A 19,202-nucleotide genomic window follows, 5' to 3' on the forward strand; every position below is an offset into this window, starting at 1 on the left:
CGCGTGGCACTAAGATGGGACGCTGCTATTCCGCAGCAGCTTCCAGTTTGTCTTGCGTGCGTGTTTCGAAATCGCTGGCGTCGTGGCGCTCTTGAAGCTGCGTGTGCGGCTCGCCAAAGGCGCGGTTGACCATACGGCCACGCTGAACCGCAGGCCGTGCGTCAATCGCCTTGGCCCAGCGTACAACGTTCTTGTAGGATTCCGCGTCAAGGAACTCTGCCGCGCTATACAGACGGCCCAGAACCAGCTGACCGTACCACGGCCAGATCGCCATGTCGGCAATCGTGTATTCCTCGCCCGCGATATAGGTCTTGTTCGCCAGTTCCCTGTCCAGAACGTCCAGCTGGCGTTTTGCCTCCATCGCAAAGCGGTTGATCGGGTATTCCCACTTTTCGGGCGCGTAGGCGTAGAAATGGCCAAACCCGCCGCCCAGATAAGGGGCGCTGCCCATTTGCCAGAATAGCCAGTTCATGACTTCGGTCCGTTCCGGCCCGGACGCAGGCAGAAACTCTCCGAACTTCTCAGCCAGATGAAACAGGATCGAGGCGCTTTCAAACACCCGAACCGGCTTGTCGCCAGAGCGATCCCAAAGGGCGGGGATTTTCGAGTTTGGGTTGACCTCGACAAACCCTGAACCGAACTGGTCGCCATCGCTGATGTTGATCAGCCAGGCGTTGTATTCAGCGCCTTCGTGACCCAATGCCAGCAATTCTTCCAGCATTACGGTGACTTTGACACCGTTGGGCGTGGCAAGGGAATACAACTGCAAAGGGTGGCGTCCAACCGGCAGGTCCTTGTCATGAGTTGCGCCGGCAATAGGTCGGTTAATGTTGGCGAACTGTCCGCCACTTTCACTGTCCCATGCCCAGACTGCTGGGGGGGTATACGAAGATTGGTCGCTCATGTCTTGCCTTTCATGCCTTTGTCCGGGCCGCGTTCGGTGCAGTCTTACAGGTAGTGTTGCAATCCGCCGAGTCCAACCCAGCTTTTCCGGCTTAATTTGTAATAATCCGCGACCAAACTCTCACGTTTGCTCGAGAGGGGTCACAGCGGCGCGAGGAGGGCTACGAACAGAATGGGAATCGCATATTGTTTTGCCAGACCTGCCATCACGGCGTCACCGATACCGCTGGTACGAAAAGGATAAACTACATGAAACGCTTTGCTTTGACCTTTGCTGCGGCCCTGGCCCTGGCCGTTCCGGCATTTGCCGGACCGCAATATATTGACGGCACGGGGTTTGCCGTCTCGGGGTATGATGTTGTTGCCTATCGCAACCTGGATCAGGTCCCCGTAGGTCAGCCACAGCACGAAGGCGTGCGTGGCAATGCCAGCATCACTGCCGCGTACAATGGTGCAACCTGGGCATTCTCGTCCGAGGAAAACCGCGACAAATTTCTGGAAAACCCGGCCTATTATGCCCCGCAATATGATGGGCACTGCGCCTATGGTGTGTCGCGCGGCGGCAAGGTTCCGGCAAACCCGAACTTGTGGCGGATCGTTGACGACAAGCTGTATCTAAACATCACGGATGTGGTTGTCGGGTTCTTCGAAGAAGACATTCCGGGCAACATCAACCTTGCCGAAGGCAACTGGCCGGGTATCGAGCCGTCTGACGCCTCGACCAGCGTTATCCCGAAATTTACCTCGGAAGGTCCGGTGAAAAACTGACCCGGCCGCAAATGCACAAAGCCCGGCTTAACCAGCCGGGCTTTTCGTTCAGCCAGCAAGCCAGAACTGATCCCGTATCGCCTGATCTGCATCAAACCGGATCCTGACGCTTTTGGCACCTGGGAATTTGCGTTCGCGGATCGTATCGGGAATGACTACTTCCCCGGCGCCCGTGTCGCTGGACTGAAAGCTCAGGATTTCCGCTGTGGTGTGCCGCGCACTGGTCAGAACGGTCGTTGGCAAAGCCACACGATTTGCGCCCTGATTGACCGGTGTTGTGACGAAGTAAGTCAGGTGTCGCCCATAGCATCCGACCGCGTCGGGAACATGGTCAGCAACACTACTGCAGCATTTAGGTTGAATACTAGGCTGACTGTTCATATGCGACAGCGCTTGCCCAGGATTCAGCATCGCCTCGCAGGCGGCAATATCCTCCTGCGGAAGCTCGATGATACGTTTTTTCAGCCGCGGCCGACGTGGTTGTGGCGGGCCAGTAGTGGTACCGCCCTTTGTCGCCAGCCCTTCTTTGCGCAGAAAATCATAGGCTGCCTTGGCGCGCGAAAACCCGGAACTGTCGCCTTCCTTATGATCAGGATGCGTGTGAAAGGCGATGTGACGCCAAGCCTCTCGTATTTCACTGGAATTGGCAGACGGGTTCAGGCCCAGATCTGCCAGGGCATCCGTGCGTGCCCTGACCTTATCGACAGGTTCCATACTCAAAACACTCATTAAAAACTACACACCCCTAGTGTTGCCGAGGGCATGGTTTTGTCAAATCTCACGGTTGATTGAGAGAAAAGCTGACAACAATCGCGATGCGAAGATTCCATTGTTCCGCAAAGGCGTGAATTCGCGGATGCGACTGCGAAACAGGTCGCGCAAAAGAAAAGGAAAACGCCCGGGCATGTTCGTAACCCGGGCGACTCATTGGATTTTTAAGATGTCAGGCGACGTTTTGCAGATCGACCTGTGGCGTGATCCCAAGGGCAAAGCACACATCGCGCGTCAGTTCGGGACGGTTAAGGGTATAGAAATGCAGCTTGTCCACGCCACCTTCGATCAGGTCCGAGCACAACTCGGTGCAGATCGCAGTTGCCAGCAGATCCTCACGCCCGTCGCGCACGGCCTTTTCAAAGGCTTGTTCGACCCAATCGGGAATATGCGTGCCGCAGCTTTTGGCGAACTTGCGCGCGCCTGCCCAGTTTTCTATAGGCAGAATGCCCGGAACGATCGGTTTGTCGATGCCCGCCTTGGCGCAGGCGTCACGGAAACGGAAGAAGGTTTCGGCCTCGAAAAAGAACTGCGTCAGGGCTTCGTCAGCGCCCGCGTCAAGTTTGGCCTTCAGCCAGTCCACGTCTGCTGACATGTCCGCAGCTTCAGGGTGCTTGTCAGGATAGGCCCCGACACGGATGCTGAACATTTCGGTTTCAGCCAGCGCCTCAATCAATTCAATCGAACTGTTAAAGCCTTCTGGGTGCGGGACGAACCGATCATGCCCTTTTGGCGGGTCGCCCCGCAGGGCCACGATGTCCTGCACGCCCGCACGTGCGAATGTGTCGGCGATTTCCAGCGTTTCCTGCCGCGAAGCGTCGACACAGGTCAGATGCGCGGCGACGTTCAGGCCAGACGATTTATGCAGGGTTGCGACCGCGTCGCGCGTCAGTTCCCGGGTCGTACCGCCTGCACCGTAGGTGACGGAAACAAAACGAGGCTCCAGCGGTGCCAATGTCTGGACCGTATCCCAAAGGCGGAAAGAAGCCTCCAGAGTTTTGGGCGGAAAGAACTCGAATGAAATTTCGGGTTTGGACATGGCTGCCTCACTGGATCAACTGACTATCTTGTGCCATGACAGGCATTGTGAGACAAACTCATATTATTCAACAACAACATGAACGATACTTGAGATGCACATTGAATTCCGGCACCTGCGAACCATCAAGGCGATCCATGAATGTGGTGGGTTGGCACGCGCTGCCGACCAATTGAACATCACCCAATCCGCATTGAGTCATCAGGTCAAAGGGTTGGAGGATCAGGCCGGGGTCGAGCTTTTTCTGCGACGTTCAAAGCCGATGAAGCTGTCAGCCGCCGGTTTGCGTCTGCTGCGGTTGGCCGAGCAGATCCTGCCGCAGGTCGAGGCGGCACAGAATGAGTTTTCATCGCTGCGGGACGGGCGTACCGGACGGATGCATATCGCCATCGAATGTCACGCATGTTTCGAATGGCTGTTTCCGGTTCTTGAATCCTTCAGGAAATCCTGGGGCGACGTGGATGTCGATATCCGACCCGGTCTGGCCTTCGACGCCCTTCCAGCCTTGCAGAAGGAAGAGGTTGATCTGGTGGTCTCATCCGATCCCGAAGATCTGCCGGGTGTCGAGTTTGTGGAGCTGTTTGACTACAACCCCGTCTTTGTCGCTGCATCAGCCCATCCACTGGCGGAAAAAGCCTATATCGAGGCCGAGGATTTTCGAGGCCAGACTCTGATCACCTACCCGGTGGAGCGCACACGTCTGGACGTGTTCAGCCAATTGTTGATCCCTGCACGGGTCGAACCTGCCTCGATCAGGCAGGTGGAACTGACAGCTGTCATCCTGCTTCTGGTGGCATCAAACCGGGGCATCTCGGTTCTGCCGGATTGGGTCGTGCGCGAGGTCAAATACAACTCGGACTATGTGACCCGGCCCCTGACCAAAGAGGGGATCACGCGTCGCCTTTACGCAGCGGTCCGATCAGATGATCTGGATAAACCCTACGTGCAGGAACTGGTGAAACTGGCCCGCGAAGAGGCGCACAAGCTGCAATCCCGGTAGAGGCGTTTTCTGCGGGTCTGTTATGCGTATCATTCCTCTTGGCAAGGAAGCCTTGCGGCAGTATACGCGCGGTTTGACCGGACAGGAGCCCTTTTACAATGGTTGGCAGTGCAAATCTCAACATCATGATCAAGGCCGCGCGCAAGGCGGGGCGTTCTTTGGTCAAGGACTTTCGTGAAGTCGAGAATCTGCAGGTGTCGATGAAAGGCGCGGGCGACTTTGTTTCCAAGGCCGATATCGCGGCCGAGGCCATCCTGAAGGACGAATTGCTGGGCGCACGCCCGACCTATGGCTGGCTGGCCGAAGAGGGCGGTTCCATCGACGGAGAAGACCCGACCCGCCGCTGGATCGTCGATCCGCTGGACGGCACCACCAATTTTCTGCATGGCCTGCCGCATTGGGCAATTTCGATTGCACTGGAACATAAGGGCAAAATCGTTGCTGGCGTGATCTATGATGCTGCCAAGGATGAGATGTTCTTTGCTGAAAAAGGCGAAGGTGCGTGGATGAACGACACCCGAATTCGTGTGTCGGGGCGTCACCGCATGATTGAATCGATCTTTGCAACCGGCCTGCCCTTTGGGGGTCGTTCTGACCTGCCTGCAACCCTGCAGGATCTGGCGCGTCTGATGCCCGTCTGCGCCGGTGTGCGCCGTTGGGGGGCTGCGGCGCTCGACATGGCATATGTGGCCGCGGGTCGGTACGAAGGTTTCTGGGAACGCCGCCTGAACGCGTGGGATGTTGCCGCCGGTATCGTCATCGTGAAAGAGGCAGGCGGCTTCGTACAGGCCCTGAACCCCGAAGGCAATGTGCTGGAAGATGGTGAAGTGATCTGTTCGAATGAACCGATCTTTGATCAATTCGCCAAAGTCATCCGGGGCTGATCGCCTCTTAGCCCAGCTTTATCGACGCGGAACGCGCGGAATACGTGACTGCGACAGCTTGTACCTTGCCTCTGGGTGGGGCGGGTGCCCATGCGTGCGGTTCCAAAACTGCACGCCACCGCGCCGCAGCCACAATGGCACGCATAGGATCAGGCCCACGGCAAACCCGCCGGTATGGGCCCAATAGGCGATACCGCCTTCGTCCGGGTTGCTGGTGACGCTGCCAAAGAACTGAATCGCCAGCCACACGCCCAGCATGATGAAGGCGGGGATGGTGAAGACCCTGAAATAGACAACTAGGATCAGCAGAATATCCACACGCGCCTTTGGAAACAGCAGCAGGTATCCACCCATGACACCTGCAATCGCGCCCGAGGCGCCGACGGTAGGCACCTGAGAGTCCGGCCCTGTAACCACATGGATCAGACCTGCGCCGATACCTGCGACCAGATAGAACAGCAAGAAGGGCAGATGGCCCATTTCGTCTTCCAGATTGTCGCCGAATATCCATAAGAACAGCATGTTCCCGGCAAGATGCATCCAGCCCCCATGCAGGAACATGGATGTCACAAGGGTTTCCAGGCCAACCCCGTCGCTGACCCGCGCCGGGATGATGGCATAGTCGAAGAACAACCGGTTTATCAGTGGCGCATCATTCATGATCCCCACATAGCTGAGGAAGATCAGGATGTTGGCCGCCAATAAGGCGTAGACAACATAAGGCGTGCGCCCTGAGGGGTTATGGTCGCGGATCGGAAACATGAGGTGACGCTGGGCTTTTGCGCGCCCAGCGTCAAGGCAAGCTTATGCCGCACCTCCCAACAACGCAGCGTTTCCGCCGGCTGCGGTCGTATCGACACACACATGGCGTTCACCCAGCACACGCGCGCGGTCGGGTCTGCCCGGAACCAGGGGCACAATGGGACCGTTCCGGCGGGCCAGGTGCTGTTCGATCTGCTGTGCGGTTTCAGCATTGCCCCACCAAAGGACACCAGAGATGCCGGTCAGGTTCTCCAAACGGTGAAGGTCAAGCATTCCGGTTGTCTGAATGGCCGTTCCACCCAGCGCCTGTACGGCTTCAGCCTGCGCGCGCGCTGCCGTTTCCCCCGGCCCCATGCACAGAAGAGGCGGGCGGGGATATTCGCTTAGCCGGTTCGATTCTCCGGTTGGACCGGGCAGAGAACGGGTTTGGGTTGGGGCAGGTTGGCCTTGAGGGGCAGGCAAGTCTGCTAAGTCGTCCCAAATCTCATCTGTGATTTGCCGATCCGGTGCACAGAACCGGGCCATATAATTCGGGCCGCCCGCCTTCGGGCCGGTGCCTGACAGCCCTTCACCGCCAAAAGGTTGGGAGCCAACGATGGCACCGATCTGATTGCGGTTTACATAGATGTTTCCGGCATGGATAGCTTCGGTCACATGCTGCACCCGGTCGTCGATCCGGGTTTGCAGGCCAAAGGTCAGCCCGTATCCGGTTGCGTTGATATCCGCGATGACCTTGTCGATCTCCTGCGCTTTGAATCTTACCACGTGCAACACGGGGCCAAAAATCTCACGCTTCAGCGCGGCAATGCCCGAGATTTCGATCAACGTTGGGGCAACAAAGATGCCTTCGGGCGGCAGCGGCAGCTCTTTCAGAACGCGCCCTTCGGCCCGTGCCGTAGCGACGTGATCGGCGATGACCTGCCGGGCCTGCGCGTCGATCACCGGGCCGCAATCGGTATAGATCAGCCAGGGGTCCCCGATGCGCAGGGCATCCATTGCCCCTTTGAGCATGGTCAGCACGTCATCTGCGATATCCTGTTGCAGGTACAGGCATCGCAGTGCCGAACACCGCTGGCCTGCGGATTGAAAGGCACTTTCAATGATCGATTGCACGGCCTGTTCCGGAAGTGCAGTGCTGTCAACGATCATGGCGTTCAGGCCGCCGGTTTCCGCGATCAGCGGGGTGCCGGGGCGCATGGACCCAGCCATTGCCGACCGTATCCTGAGAGCGGTTGCCGTTGAACCGGTGAAGGCCACGCCCGAGACGCGCGCATCCGATGTCAGCGCCGCGCCCACGGCCGGACCACCCGGCAGCAATTGCAGCGCGTCGCGCGGCACACCAGCCTCATGCAGCAATTGAATGGCGCGGTGCGCGATCAGGGGTGTCTGCGGTGCAGGCTTAGCCAGGACGGCATTTCCGGTCGCCAAAGCAGCCGAAATCTGCCCGGAAAAAATCGCCAGCGGGAAGTTCCACGGGCTGATGCAAGTGAATACTCCAGCGGGCTCGGCATCAGGTATGTTGGCGGCGTAGTAACGCAGGAAATCCACCGCCTCACGCAGTTCTGCCACGGCGTCAGGCAGCGATTTGCCAGCCTCGCGCGCCAGAAGGGCGAATAACTCGCCGTAATGCGTTTCATAAAGATCGGCGGCAGAGTTCAGGATGCGGGCACGTTCCGCTGCCGGGGCCTGCCATGGCTTTGCCGAAGCCAGCGCCAGTTCCACATCTGCTTCACTCGCCGGAGCCACCACGCCGGGCTTGTCAGCAGGATTCGCCGGGTTGATTACCTGCTCATCCGCTTGGGGTTTGGCAGCGTCAGCCAGCAAGGGCTGTGCATACCAGTGATACGCGCGGAACTGGTCCCGCGCTGCGTCAACCTTGTCCAGCGTCGGGGTGTGGTGCAGATCGAAGCCCTTGGAATTGGGGCGATCCGGCTGGAACAGTTCGGGGCCGGTGGGCAACGGGGGCGGAGGCGTTTGAACAGTAACAAACGGATCTGCGGCGACCACTTCCGGCGGGACGTTATCGTCGACAATCTGGTTGACGAAGGATGAGTTCGCTCCGTTTTCCAGCAGACGCCGCACAAGGTAGGCCAGCAGGTCACGATGTGCGCCAACCGGTGCATAAATGCGGCAGCGGGTCTTCTGCCTGTTCATCACAAGCTGATGCAATGTCTCGCCCATGCCATGCAGGCGCTGAAATTCAAAAGGCTGACCTTCGGCCATGTGCAGGATGGCGCTGACTGTATGGGCGTTGTGGGTGGCGAATTGCGGATAGATCCGGTCTGTCATGCCCAGCAATTTGCGCGCATTGGCGATATAGGACACATCGGTGACCGCCTTGTGGGTGAAGACGGGAAAGCCGTCCACACCTTCGACCTGCGCGCGTTTGATCTCGGTATCCCAATAGGCGCCTTTGACCAGACGGACCATCAGCTTGCGATCGTGGCGTTCCGCCATGTCATAGAGCGTGTCCAGAACCAGCGACGCGCGTGGCCCATAAGCCTGAACCACGATGCCGAACCCATCCCAGCCGGCCAGCGCCGGATCGGACATCACCGCCTCAATCACCTGCAGTGACAAAGACAGGCGATCCGCCTCTTCGGCGTCGACGTTTAGCCCCATACCAGCGGCCTTGGCCAAAAGGGCCAGCGCCCGCAGTCGGGGAACCAGTTCATCCATCACGCGCTTTTCCTGCGCCAATTCATAACGGGGATGCAGGGCTGACAACTTGACTGAAATTCCCGGGTTGGCGCGGATATCCTCATGGGTGCAGGCTTCGGCGATGACCGAGATGGCGCGTGAATACGACAGGTGATATCGCGCGGCGTCCGCCTCGGTTCGCGCGGCCTCTCCCAGCATGTCGTAGGAGTAGGTATATCCCTTGTTTTCCATCCCGCGCGCACGCTCCATCGCGGCGTTGATGGACTCACCTAACACGAATTGCCGCCCCATTTCCTTCATCGCACGCGACACGGCGGTACGGATCACGGGTTCACCCAATCGCTTGATGGCCCCGCGCAGGGCGCCAACAGGCGAGGCCTTGCCTTCGTCCAGAACCTTGCCCGTCAGCATCAGGGCCCAGGTTGAGGCGTTCACCAAGGATGAAGACGAGTGCCCAAGATGCTTGCCCCAGTCCGAAGGGGCGATTTTGTCTTCAATCAACGCGTCAATCGTGTCGGCATCCGGCACGCGCAACAGCGCTTCGGCCAGGCACATCAGGGCGACGCCTTCGTCGGTGGACAGGCCGTATTCGGCAAGAAACACCTCCATCAACCCCGGAGACGTGCTGGAGCGGATGTCGCGCACAAGCTGCGCGGCGGCGGCGCTGATGGCGGCGCGGTCTGTGGCGCTCAGGCTGGCCTGAGAGATCAGGGTTTCAAGGATCGCCGACTGGTCAGCATAGGTTGAGGTGTCGATTAATGTACGCAGGGTATGAGACATGAGTCCTCCGGTCTTTGTGCCAATATAACTGCGAAAACTCAGGACAATCGCCTGAGTTTACGATAATTGAAGGCGGAACACCTGAAATTTCGCCAGAGAGCAGCACAAATGAACTTTCCTGACCTGGACCGGTTTGACCGGTCGATTCTGAGAATTCTGGCCGAGGATGGGCGCATTTCGGTCGCCGATCTTGCGCGCGAAATTGGTCTGTCGAAATCACCGACACAGGCGCGCCTGAAACGGCTTGAAGCAAGCGGGGTGATCAAAGGATACCGGGCGATGCTGGATCCGATCAGACTGGGGCTGGACCACGTTGCCTTTGTCGAAGTGCGCCTGACCGATACCCGCGAAAAGGCACTGGCCGAGTTCAATGCGGCTGTCCGAAAAACTGCCGAGGTCGAGCAAGCCCATATGATTGCTTCGAATTTCGACTATTTGTTGAAGGTCCGCACAGCCACGATGTCAGAGTATCGTCGTGTTCTGGCCGAAAAGATTTCATCCATGCCGCATGTCGCCAGCACCTCGACCTTTGTGGCGATGGAGGCGGTTAAGGAAGCCGGCAGTTTGGGTGGGTTCGAGCATCAGGCTTGACGGATCAGGATTACGAGCCATCCTTGGTACATGACACACGCTTTCCTCTCTGCTCTTTCTGTTGTTGCCTTGTCTTGTGCGGCGCACGCCCAGTCCTGCCCTGATGCTCCGGATCATTCAGAAGGTGTGGATGCGCTAATCAATCAGGTTCGGAAGGCAGAATCGCAAAGTGATGAGCGCGCCATTTCCAACCAGATGTGGGAGCTTTGGACGGACGCGCCGGATGCGCGTGCGCAAGGCTTGCTGGACCGGGGAATGGCACGGCGGGAGGCTTGGGATTTACTGGGCGCGTTGGAAGAGCTTGACCAGCTTGTCGATTACTGCCCGAACTACGCCGAAGGTTACAATCAGCGTGCGTTTGTGAACTATCTCAGACAAGACTTCGCTGCTGCCTTGCAGGATCTGAATGTCACGATCGAGTTGTCGCCGAACCATATAGGTGCGCTGAGCGGTCGCGCCTTGTCATTATTGGGTCTGAAGCGCCTTGACGACGCGCGCGCTGCCCTTGCCGAGGCGCTAGAACTTAACCCATGGCTGTCAGAGCGGGCATTGTTAGAACCCGGCGGTCTTTTGGAACCGCCCGGTCAAGATATCTGACGCCGGGTTTAGAAAGAACCGCAAGGGGATACCGAACCTTTTTGCGGGCAAACTGATCGTGTTGGACCCCTTCGGAGTTGTTCACTGGCTATCCAGTGGTATGGGTTCTGACTGACGGGCGCGTGGCTTTTTGTGGACTGGCCCATCTTTTGGATAACAACCTGATGCTTTGGACAGGGTTGGAGAGCACCTTTACCGGGCTCGATTATCTGATCCTCGGCACGGTGGTGTTCTCTTATGTTCTGCCAGTGCTGGATGGCGACGAGTTTATCGAACATGTGGTGCGGTCTACCGGCTTTCTGCAAACGGCACCGTTTTTTTCATCATGTTCACCGTTTTCCTGTAAGCCTGCGTCGCAGCCGACACGATCGTCATCATGCAGGCCGCAAATACCGGATTGGCCGAAGGGTAGACACCGCCCGGAAATTATGACCGCGAGGTGGTTCTGATCAAGACGTGCCAGATTGGCAGGTTGGTGTCGCTGAATGGCGGAGAACAGATCGTCAAAAAAGGGGCTAACCCGAGGGCGCTGAAGGCGCGAATGCTGGCCCTGTTTGACGAATGCGGTGCGGAAAATTCTGCCAAACACTATGTGGGGCACATGTACAAAGCCAAACCCGATTTGGCGGCGCATTACAATTGCTGCGATCCGAACAACTCTTTCAATCCGGGGAACGGGAAGATGTCCAGGGCGCGAAGCTACAGGTGATTAACGGTCACATGGGATTTGGGCGCGTGTGATAGGCATCCAGCAGGGCTTTGCCGTTTTCATAAAACGCAGTTTCACCAATCAGTTCTGTGATGCCGTAGCGATCCAGCTCGGCTTTCACATCTGGCTCGACCAGCGTGAAAACCAGCCGTATCCTCTTGGATCGCAGGAAATTGGCGATACTGCACAAAGTGAACCCGGCTGTGAAATCGACAACGTCAATTGCCGAGGCGTCGATGCAGAACCATGTCAGTTTGCCGTCTGCGTTCTGAACGATTGTTGTCACTTCCTCGGTGAAAATCTGCATGTTCGCGTAGTACATACCGTGGGAAAACCGGTAGATTACCAGACCGGGCTCGAACTGGTTTGGCGCTTCCAATCCCTTTGAGCGCCAGCCACCGGACTCGGTGCGCAATACTACCGAATTCTTTGGGTGATATCCCCCGCGCGTGTGGTCGACCAGAGACAGGACCATGGCAAAAATGACGCCTTGCTCGACCCCAACCAGAACGACCACGGTGGCAGTTGCCGTGGCAACCCAGAACTCGGACCGGGCCTGCCTGTAAATTGTTGCCATTCCGTGCAGGTCGATCAGCTTGAGACCGATCAGGAAAACGATGGCCGACAGTGCTGCTGTGGGAAGATAGGCTAAAGGCTTGGTCATAAACAGGATAACCAACAGGACTATTACCACTGTTGTAAGTTGCGCTACCTGGCTGCGCCCTCCGGCGCTGGCGACCATCTCAGTCTTTGTGGGGCTGCCATTGACCACAAATGTTCCCGTGAATGCAGCCCCGAAGTTTGCAAGACCCAGTCCGATCAGGTCCGTGTTTTCGTTGAATGTCTCATCATATCTGGAGGCGTATGCCCGCGATGTGGCGGCGCTTTGTGCCAGAATGACAACGAAGATGGACAGGGCCGTGGGAAGCAGTTGTTTAAACAAGGTCCAGTTCCACTGCACGTCCGGGATCGAGAAGGAGGGCAAACCGCCGGCAACCTCTCCCAACACCGAAATTCCGGAAGTGCCGAATGAAAAGGCCCAACTGCACAGGACCACCCCGACTATGGCAACCAATGGCCCCGGGATTTTGCGCGAAAGTCTTGTGCATCCTAGGACAATGCCCAGCACGGCTGATGAGACGATCACGGTTGGCCAGTTGACGTTGGATATGTTGAAATAAACGTCCTTCAATCTCGCAAGTGTTCCGTGCCCAGCGGATTCGATGCCCAACAATCCGGGGATTTGACCTGTCGCAACCTGAATGCCTACGCCGGTCAGAAAGCCGACCAATACCGTTCTGGACAGGAAATCGGCCAGAAACCCTAGTCCTATGACACGCGCACCTATCAAAAGCATGGCAGCCATAAGTGCCAGCAAGGACGCAAGTGCCAGATACTCTGAGGTTTCGGACACCGCCAAGCCCGCCAGCCCCGAGGCGGTGATGGCTGCTGTCGCCGAATCGGCACCGACAACAAGGTGTCGGGACGAGCCGAACAGCGCAAACAGAGCCATGGGAATCAGGATTGTATACAGCCCGGACATGACCGGTGTGCCGGCGATTTTGGTGTAACCCATGACTTCGGGGATCGCGAGACAGGCAAAACTCAGACCAGCCAGCATTTCCGCCGGAAGGCGCGCACAGTCAAAAGGCAGAATGCCCTGCAGGACTTGCAGATGCGCCGCTCTCTGATTTCTGGCCTGTTTTTCCATGGGTTACCTTTCACCCGCATTCAGCTTGCGAACTGAATGTTCGAACCGTCAAGCCATCTTATAGGCAAATTTTCACAGGTAAATTGGGTGGCCTGAATTGCTGTTTTTTCCAGTTTTACAGTTATTTTCGCCGAACTACGGGAATCCCCCAATTTCGCTGGCTGCCGATCGGGGGTACACATGACTTACCGTACTTACCACACACAAACACGGTATTTACTTTCCCCGATGAGGGGCTGGTCACACCCCCTCGACCGGCCCCTCTTAACTTTTAGGGGTTCGCGAAAGCCCAAGCCATTCGTTTGATGACTGACATCGTGTGAACGTACTTAGTTCTGGATCAATTTGGTCACGAGTGTCGGCAGTGTTTCGGACGCACTGTACGCAACGGTGTGCGGTATACTGGCCACCGGGGTCTTGCGGTACCCTTCCGTGAACAACAGAAACGGTATCCTGGCGTTTACAGCTGTTTCTGCGTCGACTTCGCTGTCGCCGACATACAAGCGTGTGCCCGAGGTCCCAAGTGCTTTGAAGCTTTCCAGCAGGTGGCCCGGATCCGGTTTGCGAATTGGCAATGTATCACCGCCGAAAACAACGTCGAAGAACCGGGATAGGTTGAGCGCCTCCAGCACGTGACGTGCGGGTGCTTCGGGTTTGTTGGTGCAGATACCAAGAACGCACCCCATCTGTTTCAGTTTTTCCAGGGCTTCGGGAACTCCGGGATAAGGCACGGTCGTTGCACTGACGGCCGCATTATAATGCTTCAGTGTCTGTTGTGTGAGTTCCGCGTGGCGATCCATGGGCAAATCACAGTGTCGCATCAGGCGCTCGACCAGTTTGGGAAGGCCATTGCCAACAAACCCTCTGATCACATCAACGGGTATAGGATCGTGACCGACGCCATTCAGCGTTTTATTGGCCGCTGCTGCCAGGTCCCCGACGCTGTCGACCAACGTTCCATCCAGATCAAAAACAACTGCTGCGGTCACGTTTTGCTTGCCTTTCAATACTTGTCCCAAGTCTTAACCCGTCGTTTTCAGGGGCGCAATCGGCTCAATGACACCTGATTTGAAACAGCGCTTGACTTACCTTACTAAAACAATCAGATTTAATGTCAGAAACGGAAAGCCAACCCTCTCGGGTCAGCCAGATCAAACGAAACGCAACAGGTATGGCACCATGCCGACTCGCTCTGGAGATGCCCCGATGAATGTACAGAACCCGACCCCAACCCAAGGTTATGCTGTCTCGATGTTGCCTGCGCACAAGGCCGAGGATTTGACCAAGGGTGGCCACCTGGCACATATCGAGTTGGGCGACCAATTGTATACCCTGCGCATCACCCGTGCGGGTAAACTGATCCTGACGAAATGAGCGCGCATTCATTGCGCGGCGGTGCCGCGGTCGGCCGTCTGGCGGACCTTGATCCAGTCGAAGCGGGTGCGGTGATGTATCTGCGGATGTGGAGTCAGGGCGAAAGGGGGCGCGCTGATGTCGCGAGCGATTTTCGCATAGCGCTGGGATCAGATTATGGGCGTGCCGCCATGCTGACACTGGATCGCCTGTGTTCGCTTTGTGCTACGCATTGTCGACGTCCGTTAATCAGGCACGGTCTGGGTTGTGCATGTCTGGGCGCAGATGAGAGTTGTTTTGCCCAGATGGTTGCCGCCGCATCCGAAGGGGCACGCGAAGACGCGATGATGATGGCGTCGCTGATCGTGCGTCCGGATTTTGCGCCTGCTCTGGCATCCCTGTCGGAGGAACTGGGCCTGACGCTCCGGCGTATGACAACGGGAAATGCGATTCCGACGACAGGCCGCGATACCCGCACTGCCGTTTTACATTGACTGTGCTTGCAGGACGGTCAAACCCCGGCAAAGCGCCGGGGTTTATCCTTCAGCAGCACCCGCATCCCGCATGGTGATGGTCGTGATCGCAAACCGGAGCAGGAGAGAAGTCACCGACCTCGGACAGCACGTCCCTTAGCGCCCACAGGATCATGTCCACATCCTCGGCCTCAATCGTCAGCGGTGGGCGGATTTTCAGGATGTTGTCCCTTGGTCCCTCACTGCCGATCAGAATTCGGTGATCGCGCATCCGGTTTTTGACATAGCTGCAAATCTCGGTTCCTTCGGTTCCGTCGGGATTGATCAGCTCAACACCCAGAAACAGCCCCATGCCCCGTACATCGCCAACACAACCAAAGTCGCTTTCGATCTGGCGCAGCCCGGTCATCAGGCGGTCACCCATCTGACGTGCATTGTCCTGCAGGCCCTCGTCATCGACGATGTCCAATACTTCCTTACCGATCCGGCAAGACAGCGTCGATCCGCCAAAGGTCGAGAAGAATTCAATCCCGTTATTGAAGCTGTCGGCAATCGCCCGCGTCGTTACAAGCACACCCAGAGGGTGTCCGTTACCAATTGGCTTACCCATCACCACGATATCAGGAAGCGCGCCCTGATGTTCAAAGCCAAAGTAAAACTCACCCAGGCGACCCAGACCCGTCTGCACCTCATCTGCAATGCAGACACCCCCGGCGGCACGGATTTTTTCATAAACCGCAGGCAGGTAACCCTTGGGCGGAATGATCTGTCCACCGACAGACGGGAAAGTTTCAGCGATGAACCCGGCCAGACCCTGACCCCGGTCCTGCAAGGCAGCAATGGCCGGGTCCACAAGATCGGCAAACTTCTGCGCCCGATCCGCATCGTCACGCTTGAACGAACCGCGATAGTCGTCCGCAACCTCGACCAGTTCGACCCAGTCGGCTTTCCCGATGCCACCGGGTTTGTTGAACTTGTAGGCCGATATCGCCACAGCCGCATTCGTATTGCCGTGATAGCCATGGTCTGGCGTCACGATCCCCTTGGCGCCGGTATGGGCACGGGCAAGCCGCAGGGCCAGTTCGTTCGCTTCAGTTCCGGAATTGACGAAGAAGCAGACCTCGAAGTGATCGGGCAGTTTGGACAGGATCTTGTCAGCAAAAGTTGTCTGTGCCGGATGCAGGTAGCGGGTATTCGAGTTCATCCGCTTCAACTGATCCGCCGCTACAGCTTGAATGCGGGGATGCGCATGACCCACATGAGGGACGTTGTTATAGGCGTCCAGATAGGGGCGGCCCCATTCGTCAAACAGGTGATGTTTCCACCCGCGTACGAGCATGACAGGGTCATCATAAGTCAGCGACAGGTTGCCGCCAAAGTGATCGCGGCGACCCTGCAGGATCGCCTGTTTGTCGGTGGGTTGGTAGAAAACCTTGTCATCCGGCAGGTTCAGTAAGGCCGCCGGGTTCGGGCAGACTGCGTGCCACAACTCCATCTCATCCGGATCGCCGACACCGGGCCAATCCGCCTCCATGCCATTGGTTGTCAGCGCCAGCTGGAAATGCACATGCGGTGCCCATCCGCCATTCTGGCTGGCGTCGCCCAACCGGGCGAACGCCGCCCCCTGTGCCACCGGATCGCCGGGTTTCAACCGGTCACAGCATTCCGGGTCCAGATGACCATAGAGCGTGTAGAACGGATCGCCATCCGGCGTTTCATGGTGCAGGATTATCACCGCACCGTAATCGAGGTGCTGATCTCGGTTCTCGACCACCTCGACCCGCCCGCTCATTGGCGCATGCAGCACTGTCCCGGCAGGTGCAAACACATCTACCGCCAGATGCACTGTTCGCCGATCCGAGGCTTTCCAAGGCCCTTTGCGAAATCCCGGCTCGGCATAGATCAGGCGGGGTTCGTTGTAATAGCCCAGCCACAGCCCTTCGCCGTATTCTTCACCAACATGTGCGGCCTCGGCCAATGGCATGTGGAAAGGGTTCTGGGGCCACACGCAATTCTCAACCGACAACGACCCCATAGGAACATTGATTAGGTCCTGACCGAGCAGTTGGGAAAACCGACCGCGATGTTCTTGCAGATACGCATGGATGCGTTCTGCGCCGCCCACGACCGGCAGCCCGCACGCTGCTCGAAGACGCGCAGACATCAGTCCGCCGTTGACGGATGCATTCTCAAGAAACCGCCACGCAGGTGCCTGCGAGATTGTTACATATGGATCGTCCGGGTTTTCGACCGCCATCAGGGTCGAGTTGAGGACAGATACTGCCAGTCGCATCCGCAGCAGAGGCCAGATCAGGTCGATCTCCTCGGCTTGCAGTCGGTTTGCGGCATGGTACCCCCGCACAAGGGCAGTTAATGCCCGCTCGGGTCTGGCATGATCTAGCACCACATAGGCCCCGGCGATCGCAAGGTCACAGACGCGCGGTGCTGCACACATGTCACCCAGATCAATCAGGCCGGAAACCCGCCTCCGCTCGCCCAATTCGCCTTCAACCAGAACGTTATAATCATTGGCGTCGTTGTGAATGGCCTGTTTCGGCAGGCCCTCAAGCCTATCCGTGATCGCCGTGAATTCGTTGCAGATATCCCGAAGCAACGCCCGACGCGCGGGATCGCTGATGGCGCCCAGCTTGTCATTGATCCAACTCGCTTGCGTCAGGTCCCATTTGAAATCTGGGCGGTGCAAAGCTTCATGCTGAAACCCCTCCAGCGCGCGATCTGTTGCGCCCACAACACGACCCAATTTCAGGATCAGCTCTTCGGATTTCGGGTTCGCTTGTGCATAGCAGCGCCCGGGCAGGCGTTCCTGCAACCACACCAGCCGCGATTTCCCTTCGGAATCGGAAATTTCCGGCAACATTGCGCCGTTCAACGCCGGGAACACCTTGGGAAACGGCAACCCCGGTGCTTCCGAGGCGATATGCGCAAGCGCTTCGATTTGAAGATCTACCAGGCCCGCGTCACACCCCGCGCGCATGACTTTCAGCACATAGTCCTGGCCATTTCTGGCCTGCGCCAGAAAGTTCAGGTCATACTCGCCATCCAGCCGGGTCAACCGTGCGTCCAGCCCCCAGTGTTGGCGCAGCGCGTCTGCCCAGAAGTTCACCAAATCGCTCATTTCTTTCTCCGTCCCGCTCATCCGGGATCCTCTTCATCTGGCCGGAAATATCCTCGGGGGTGAATTGGCCCAAAGGGACAAGAGGGGGCAGACAGCCCCCTGGCCCCTCAATCCAAGGCACGCAAACGTTTGAACAGCGATGACGTATCCCATCGCCCGCCGCCCAGTTTCTGCACGTCCTTGTAGAACTGATCGACCAGAGCGGTCACCGGCAGAGACGCACCGGTTTCATTGGCTGTATCCAGACAAATCCCCAGATCCTTGCGCATCCAGTCGACAGCAAAGCCATGTTCGAACTGATCATCCAGCATGGTTTCATACCGGTTTGCCATCTGCCAGCTGCCCGCCGCACCCTGGCTGATCACCTCAACAACGGCCTTTCCGTCCAAGCCCGCTTTTTCGGCAAAGTGCAATGCTTCACTGAGACCCTGAACCAGTCCGGCAATCGCGATCTGGTTGCACATCTTTGTCATCTGGCCCGCGCCGCTGGCTCCGAGTCGACGGCAGATTTTGGAATAGACGTTCATCACCGGTTCAGCCGCATCATAAGCTGCCTGATCGCCGCCACACATAATTGAGAGAACGCCGTTTTCAGCGCCCGCCTGACCGCCCGAAACGGGGGCATCCACAAAAGCGATACCCTCAGATTGGCCAGCCGCATAAAGTTCGCGCGTGACCTTTGCCGAAACTGTCGTGTGGTCGACAAAAATGGCCCCGTCGGACATGCCCTGAAACGCGCCGCCCTCTCCGGTGCAAACCGCGCGAAGGTCGTCGTCATTACCGACGCAGGCCATGACAAACTCAGCACCCGTGACGGCGTCTTCCGGAGTGGTCGCCATCGCGCCGCCATGCTGCGCGACCCAGGCCTCGGCCTTGGTAGTCGTACGGTTGTAAACGGTGACGTCATGGCCTGCGGCTTGCAGATGTCCGGCCATGGGATAGCCCATGACACCAAGGCCAAGGAACGCGACTTTTGCCATTTTGTGATCCTCTCCGCTGTTCGGTCGGCTTCAGCGAAACAGGCCTGACCGAAATCTCTGGCGAAGACAAAGCAAAGCTGCGCC

At 57.6% G+C, this 19,202-nt stretch carries 16 protein-coding genes and 1 pseudogene; 8 read left to right on the top strand and 9 right to left on the bottom strand.

What is annotated here, in order from left to right:
• Positions 1 to 25: 25 nt before the first annotated feature.
• Entirely contained in the window at positions 26 to 904 is an 879-nt protein-coding gene (gene yghU, locus ACR0AM_RS03610) for a glutathione-dependent disulfide-bond oxidoreductase (protein WP_480622142.1), read from the bottom strand.
• Positions 905 to 1,152: 248 nt separating this feature from the next.
• Between yghU and ACR0AM_RS03615 the strand changes: the two genes are divergently transcribed.
• A complete protein-coding gene (locus tag ACR0AM_RS03615; RefSeq protein ID WP_480622143.1) occupies positions 1,153 to 1,671 on the top strand; it encodes a YHS domain-containing (seleno)protein in 519 nt (172 codons plus the stop codon).
• Between the two features lie 48 nt (positions 1,672 to 1,719).
• Here the strand turns inward: ACR0AM_RS03615 and ACR0AM_RS03620 are convergent, their stop codons facing one another.
• Positions 1,720 to 2,385 (bottom strand): DnaJ domain-containing protein, encoded by a 666-nt coding sequence (locus ACR0AM_RS03620; RefSeq protein ID WP_480622144.1) that lies wholly within the window; start codon positions 2,383 to 2,385, stop codon positions 1,720 to 1,722.
• Between the two features lie 229 nt (positions 2,386 to 2,614).
• Positions 2,615 to 3,481 (bottom strand): methylenetetrahydrofolate reductase [NAD(P)H], encoded by an 867-nt coding sequence (gene metF, locus ACR0AM_RS03625; RefSeq protein WP_480519088.1) that lies wholly within the window; start codon positions 3,479 to 3,481, stop codon positions 2,615 to 2,617.
• A gap of 94 nt (positions 3,482 to 3,575) precedes the next feature.
• Here metF and ACR0AM_RS03630 point away from each other — a divergent pair, with 94 nt between their 5' ends.
• Positions 3,576 to 4,481, top strand: a complete 906-nt coding sequence (locus tag ACR0AM_RS03630; protein ID WP_480475573.1) for a LysR family transcriptional regulator — start codon at positions 3,576 to 3,578, stop codon at positions 4,479 to 4,481.
• Positions 4,482 to 4,579: 98 nt separating this feature from the next.
• Positions 4,580 to 5,365 carry an inositol monophosphatase family protein gene (locus ACR0AM_RS03635; RefSeq protein WP_480622145.1) on the top strand — a complete coding sequence of 262 codons (786 nt, stop codon included), beginning with the start codon at positions 4,580 to 4,582 and terminating at the stop codon, positions 5,363 to 5,365.
• Positions 5,366 to 5,383: 18 nt separating this feature from the next.
• Here ACR0AM_RS03635 and ACR0AM_RS03640 read toward each other — a convergent pair whose 3' ends face one another.
• Both ACR0AM_RS03640 and putA read right to left on the bottom strand, forming a co-directional pair.
• A complete protein-coding gene (locus tag ACR0AM_RS03640; RefSeq protein ID WP_480622146.1) occupies positions 5,384 to 6,127 on the bottom strand; it encodes a rhomboid family intramembrane serine protease in 744 nt (247 codons plus the stop codon).
• Positions 6,128 to 6,169: 42 nt separating this feature from the next.
• On the bottom strand, positions 6,170 to 9,568 hold the full coding sequence (gene putA, locus ACR0AM_RS03645) for a bifunctional proline dehydrogenase/L-glutamate gamma-semialdehyde dehydrogenase PutA (protein ID WP_480622147.1): 3,399 nt from the start codon (positions 9,566 to 9,568) through the stop codon (positions 6,170 to 6,172).
• Between the two features lie 108 nt (positions 9,569 to 9,676).
• Here putA and ACR0AM_RS03650 point away from each other — a divergent pair, with 108 nt between their 5' ends.
• The 3 genes from ACR0AM_RS03650 to ACR0AM_RS03660 all read left to right on the top strand — a co-directional run bounded on the left by ACR0AM_RS03650 (position 9,677) and on the right by ACR0AM_RS03660 (position 11,465).
• Entirely contained in the window at positions 9,677 to 10,159 is a 483-nt protein-coding gene (locus ACR0AM_RS03650) for an Lrp/AsnC family transcriptional regulator (protein ID WP_480475581.1), read from the top strand.
• Between the two features lie 30 nt (positions 10,160 to 10,189).
• Positions 10,190 to 10,756, top strand: a complete 567-nt coding sequence (locus tag ACR0AM_RS03655; RefSeq protein WP_480622148.1) for a tetratricopeptide repeat protein — start codon at positions 10,190 to 10,192, stop codon at positions 10,754 to 10,756.
• Between the two features lie 439 nt (positions 10,757 to 11,195).
• Positions 11,196 to 11,465: a hypothetical protein gene (locus ACR0AM_RS03660; protein ID WP_480622149.1), complete on the top strand. Its 270-nt coding sequence runs from the start codon at positions 11,196 to 11,198 to the stop codon at positions 11,463 to 11,465.
• Between the two features lie 7 nt (positions 11,466 to 11,472).
• Here the strand turns inward: ACR0AM_RS03660 and ACR0AM_RS03665 are convergent, their stop codons facing one another.
• Both ACR0AM_RS03665 and gph read right to left on the bottom strand, forming a co-directional pair.
• Complete coding sequence (locus tag ACR0AM_RS03665) at positions 11,473 to 13,176, bottom strand: SulP family inorganic anion transporter (protein ID WP_480622150.1); 1,704 nt, start codon at positions 13,174 to 13,176, stop codon at positions 11,473 to 11,475.
• Between the two features lie 329 nt (positions 13,177 to 13,505).
• A complete protein-coding gene (gph, locus tag ACR0AM_RS03670; RefSeq protein ID WP_480622151.1) occupies positions 13,506 to 14,195 on the bottom strand; it encodes a phosphoglycolate phosphatase in 690 nt (229 codons plus the stop codon).
• A 187-nt stretch (positions 14,196 to 14,382) separates the two neighbouring features.
• Between gph and hemP the strand changes: the two genes are divergently transcribed.
• The gene (gene hemP, locus ACR0AM_RS03675; protein ID WP_209504713.1) at positions 14,383 to 14,550 is read left to right on the top strand and encodes a hemin uptake protein HemP; all 168 of its coding nucleotides are present in this window, start codon (positions 14,383 to 14,385) and stop codon (positions 14,548 to 14,550) included.
• Positions 14,547 to 15,023 (top strand): hypothetical protein, encoded by a 477-nt coding sequence (locus tag ACR0AM_RS03680; protein WP_480622152.1) that lies wholly within the window; start codon positions 14,547 to 14,549, stop codon positions 15,021 to 15,023. Before hemP ends, ACR0AM_RS03680 begins: the two co-directional genes overlap by 4 nt.
• 49 nt (positions 15,024 to 15,072) lie before the next feature.
• Here ACR0AM_RS03680 and ACR0AM_RS03685 read toward each other — a convergent pair whose 3' ends face one another.
• Positions 15,073 to 18,138, bottom strand: coding sequence for an aminotransferase class III-fold pyridoxal phosphate-dependent enzyme (locus tag ACR0AM_RS03685; protein WP_480622153.1), 3,066 nt, complete (start codon positions 18,136 to 18,138; stop codon positions 15,073 to 15,075).
• Positions 18,139 to 18,245: 107 nt separating this feature from the next.
• Positions 18,246 to 19,124, bottom strand: a pseudogene (locus ACR0AM_RS03690) (NAD(P)-dependent oxidoreductase); the annotation flags it as partial.
• Positions 19,125 to 19,202: the final 78 nt, after the last annotated feature.

It is taken from the genome of Ruegeria sp. AD9, from assembly GCF_056542305.1.

Bases quoted from the DNA above. Each gene is read 5' to 3' on its own strand.
- ACR0AM_RS03650 (WP_480475581.1), top strand. From the start codon at position 9,677: ATGAACTTTCCTGACCTGGACCGGTTTGACCGGTCGATTCTGAGAATT.
- ACR0AM_RS03640 (WP_480622146.1), bottom strand. From the start codon at position 6,127: ATGTTTCCGATCCGCGACCATAACCCCTCAGGGCGCACGCCTTATGTT.
- ACR0AM_RS03635 (WP_480622145.1), top strand. From the start codon at position 4,580: ATGGTTGGCAGTGCAAATCTCAACATCATGATCAAGGCCGCGCGCAAG.
- ACR0AM_RS03655 (WP_480622148.1), top strand. From the start codon at position 10,190: ATGACACACGCTTTCCTCTCTGCTCTTTCTGTTGTTGCCTTGTCTTGT.
- putA (WP_480622147.1), bottom strand. From the start codon at position 9,568: ATGTCTCATACCCTGCGTACATTAATCGACACCTCAACCTATGCTGAC.
- ACR0AM_RS03620 (WP_480622144.1), bottom strand. From the start codon at position 2,385: ATGGAACCTGTCGATAAGGTCAGGGCACGCACGGATGCCCTGGCAGAT.
- ACR0AM_RS03630 (WP_480475573.1), top strand. From the start codon at position 3,576: ATGCACATTGAATTCCGGCACCTGCGAACCATCAAGGCGATCCATGAA.
- yghU (WP_480622142.1), bottom strand. From the start codon at position 904: ATGAGCGACCAATCTTCGTATACCCCCCCAGCAGTCTGGGCATGGGAC.
- ACR0AM_RS03615 (WP_480622143.1), top strand. From the start codon at position 1,153: ATGAAACGCTTTGCTTTGACCTTTGCTGCGGCCCTGGCCCTGGCCGTT.
- ACR0AM_RS03685 (WP_480622153.1), bottom strand. From the start codon at position 18,138: ATGAGCGATTTGGTGAACTTCTGGGCAGACGCGCTGCGCCAACACTGG.
- metF (WP_480519088.1), bottom strand. From the start codon at position 3,481: ATGTCCAAACCCGAAATTTCATTCGAGTTCTTTCCGCCCAAAACTCTG.
- ACR0AM_RS03680 (WP_480622152.1), top strand. From the start codon at position 14,547: ATGAGCGCGCATTCATTGCGCGGCGGTGCCGCGGTCGGCCGTCTGGCG.
- ACR0AM_RS03665 (WP_480622150.1), bottom strand. From the start codon at position 13,176: ATGGAAAAACAGGCCAGAAATCAGAGAGCGGCGCATCTGCAAGTCCTG.
- hemP (WP_209504713.1), top strand. From the start codon at position 14,383: ATGAATGTACAGAACCCGACCCCAACCCAAGGTTATGCTGTCTCGATG.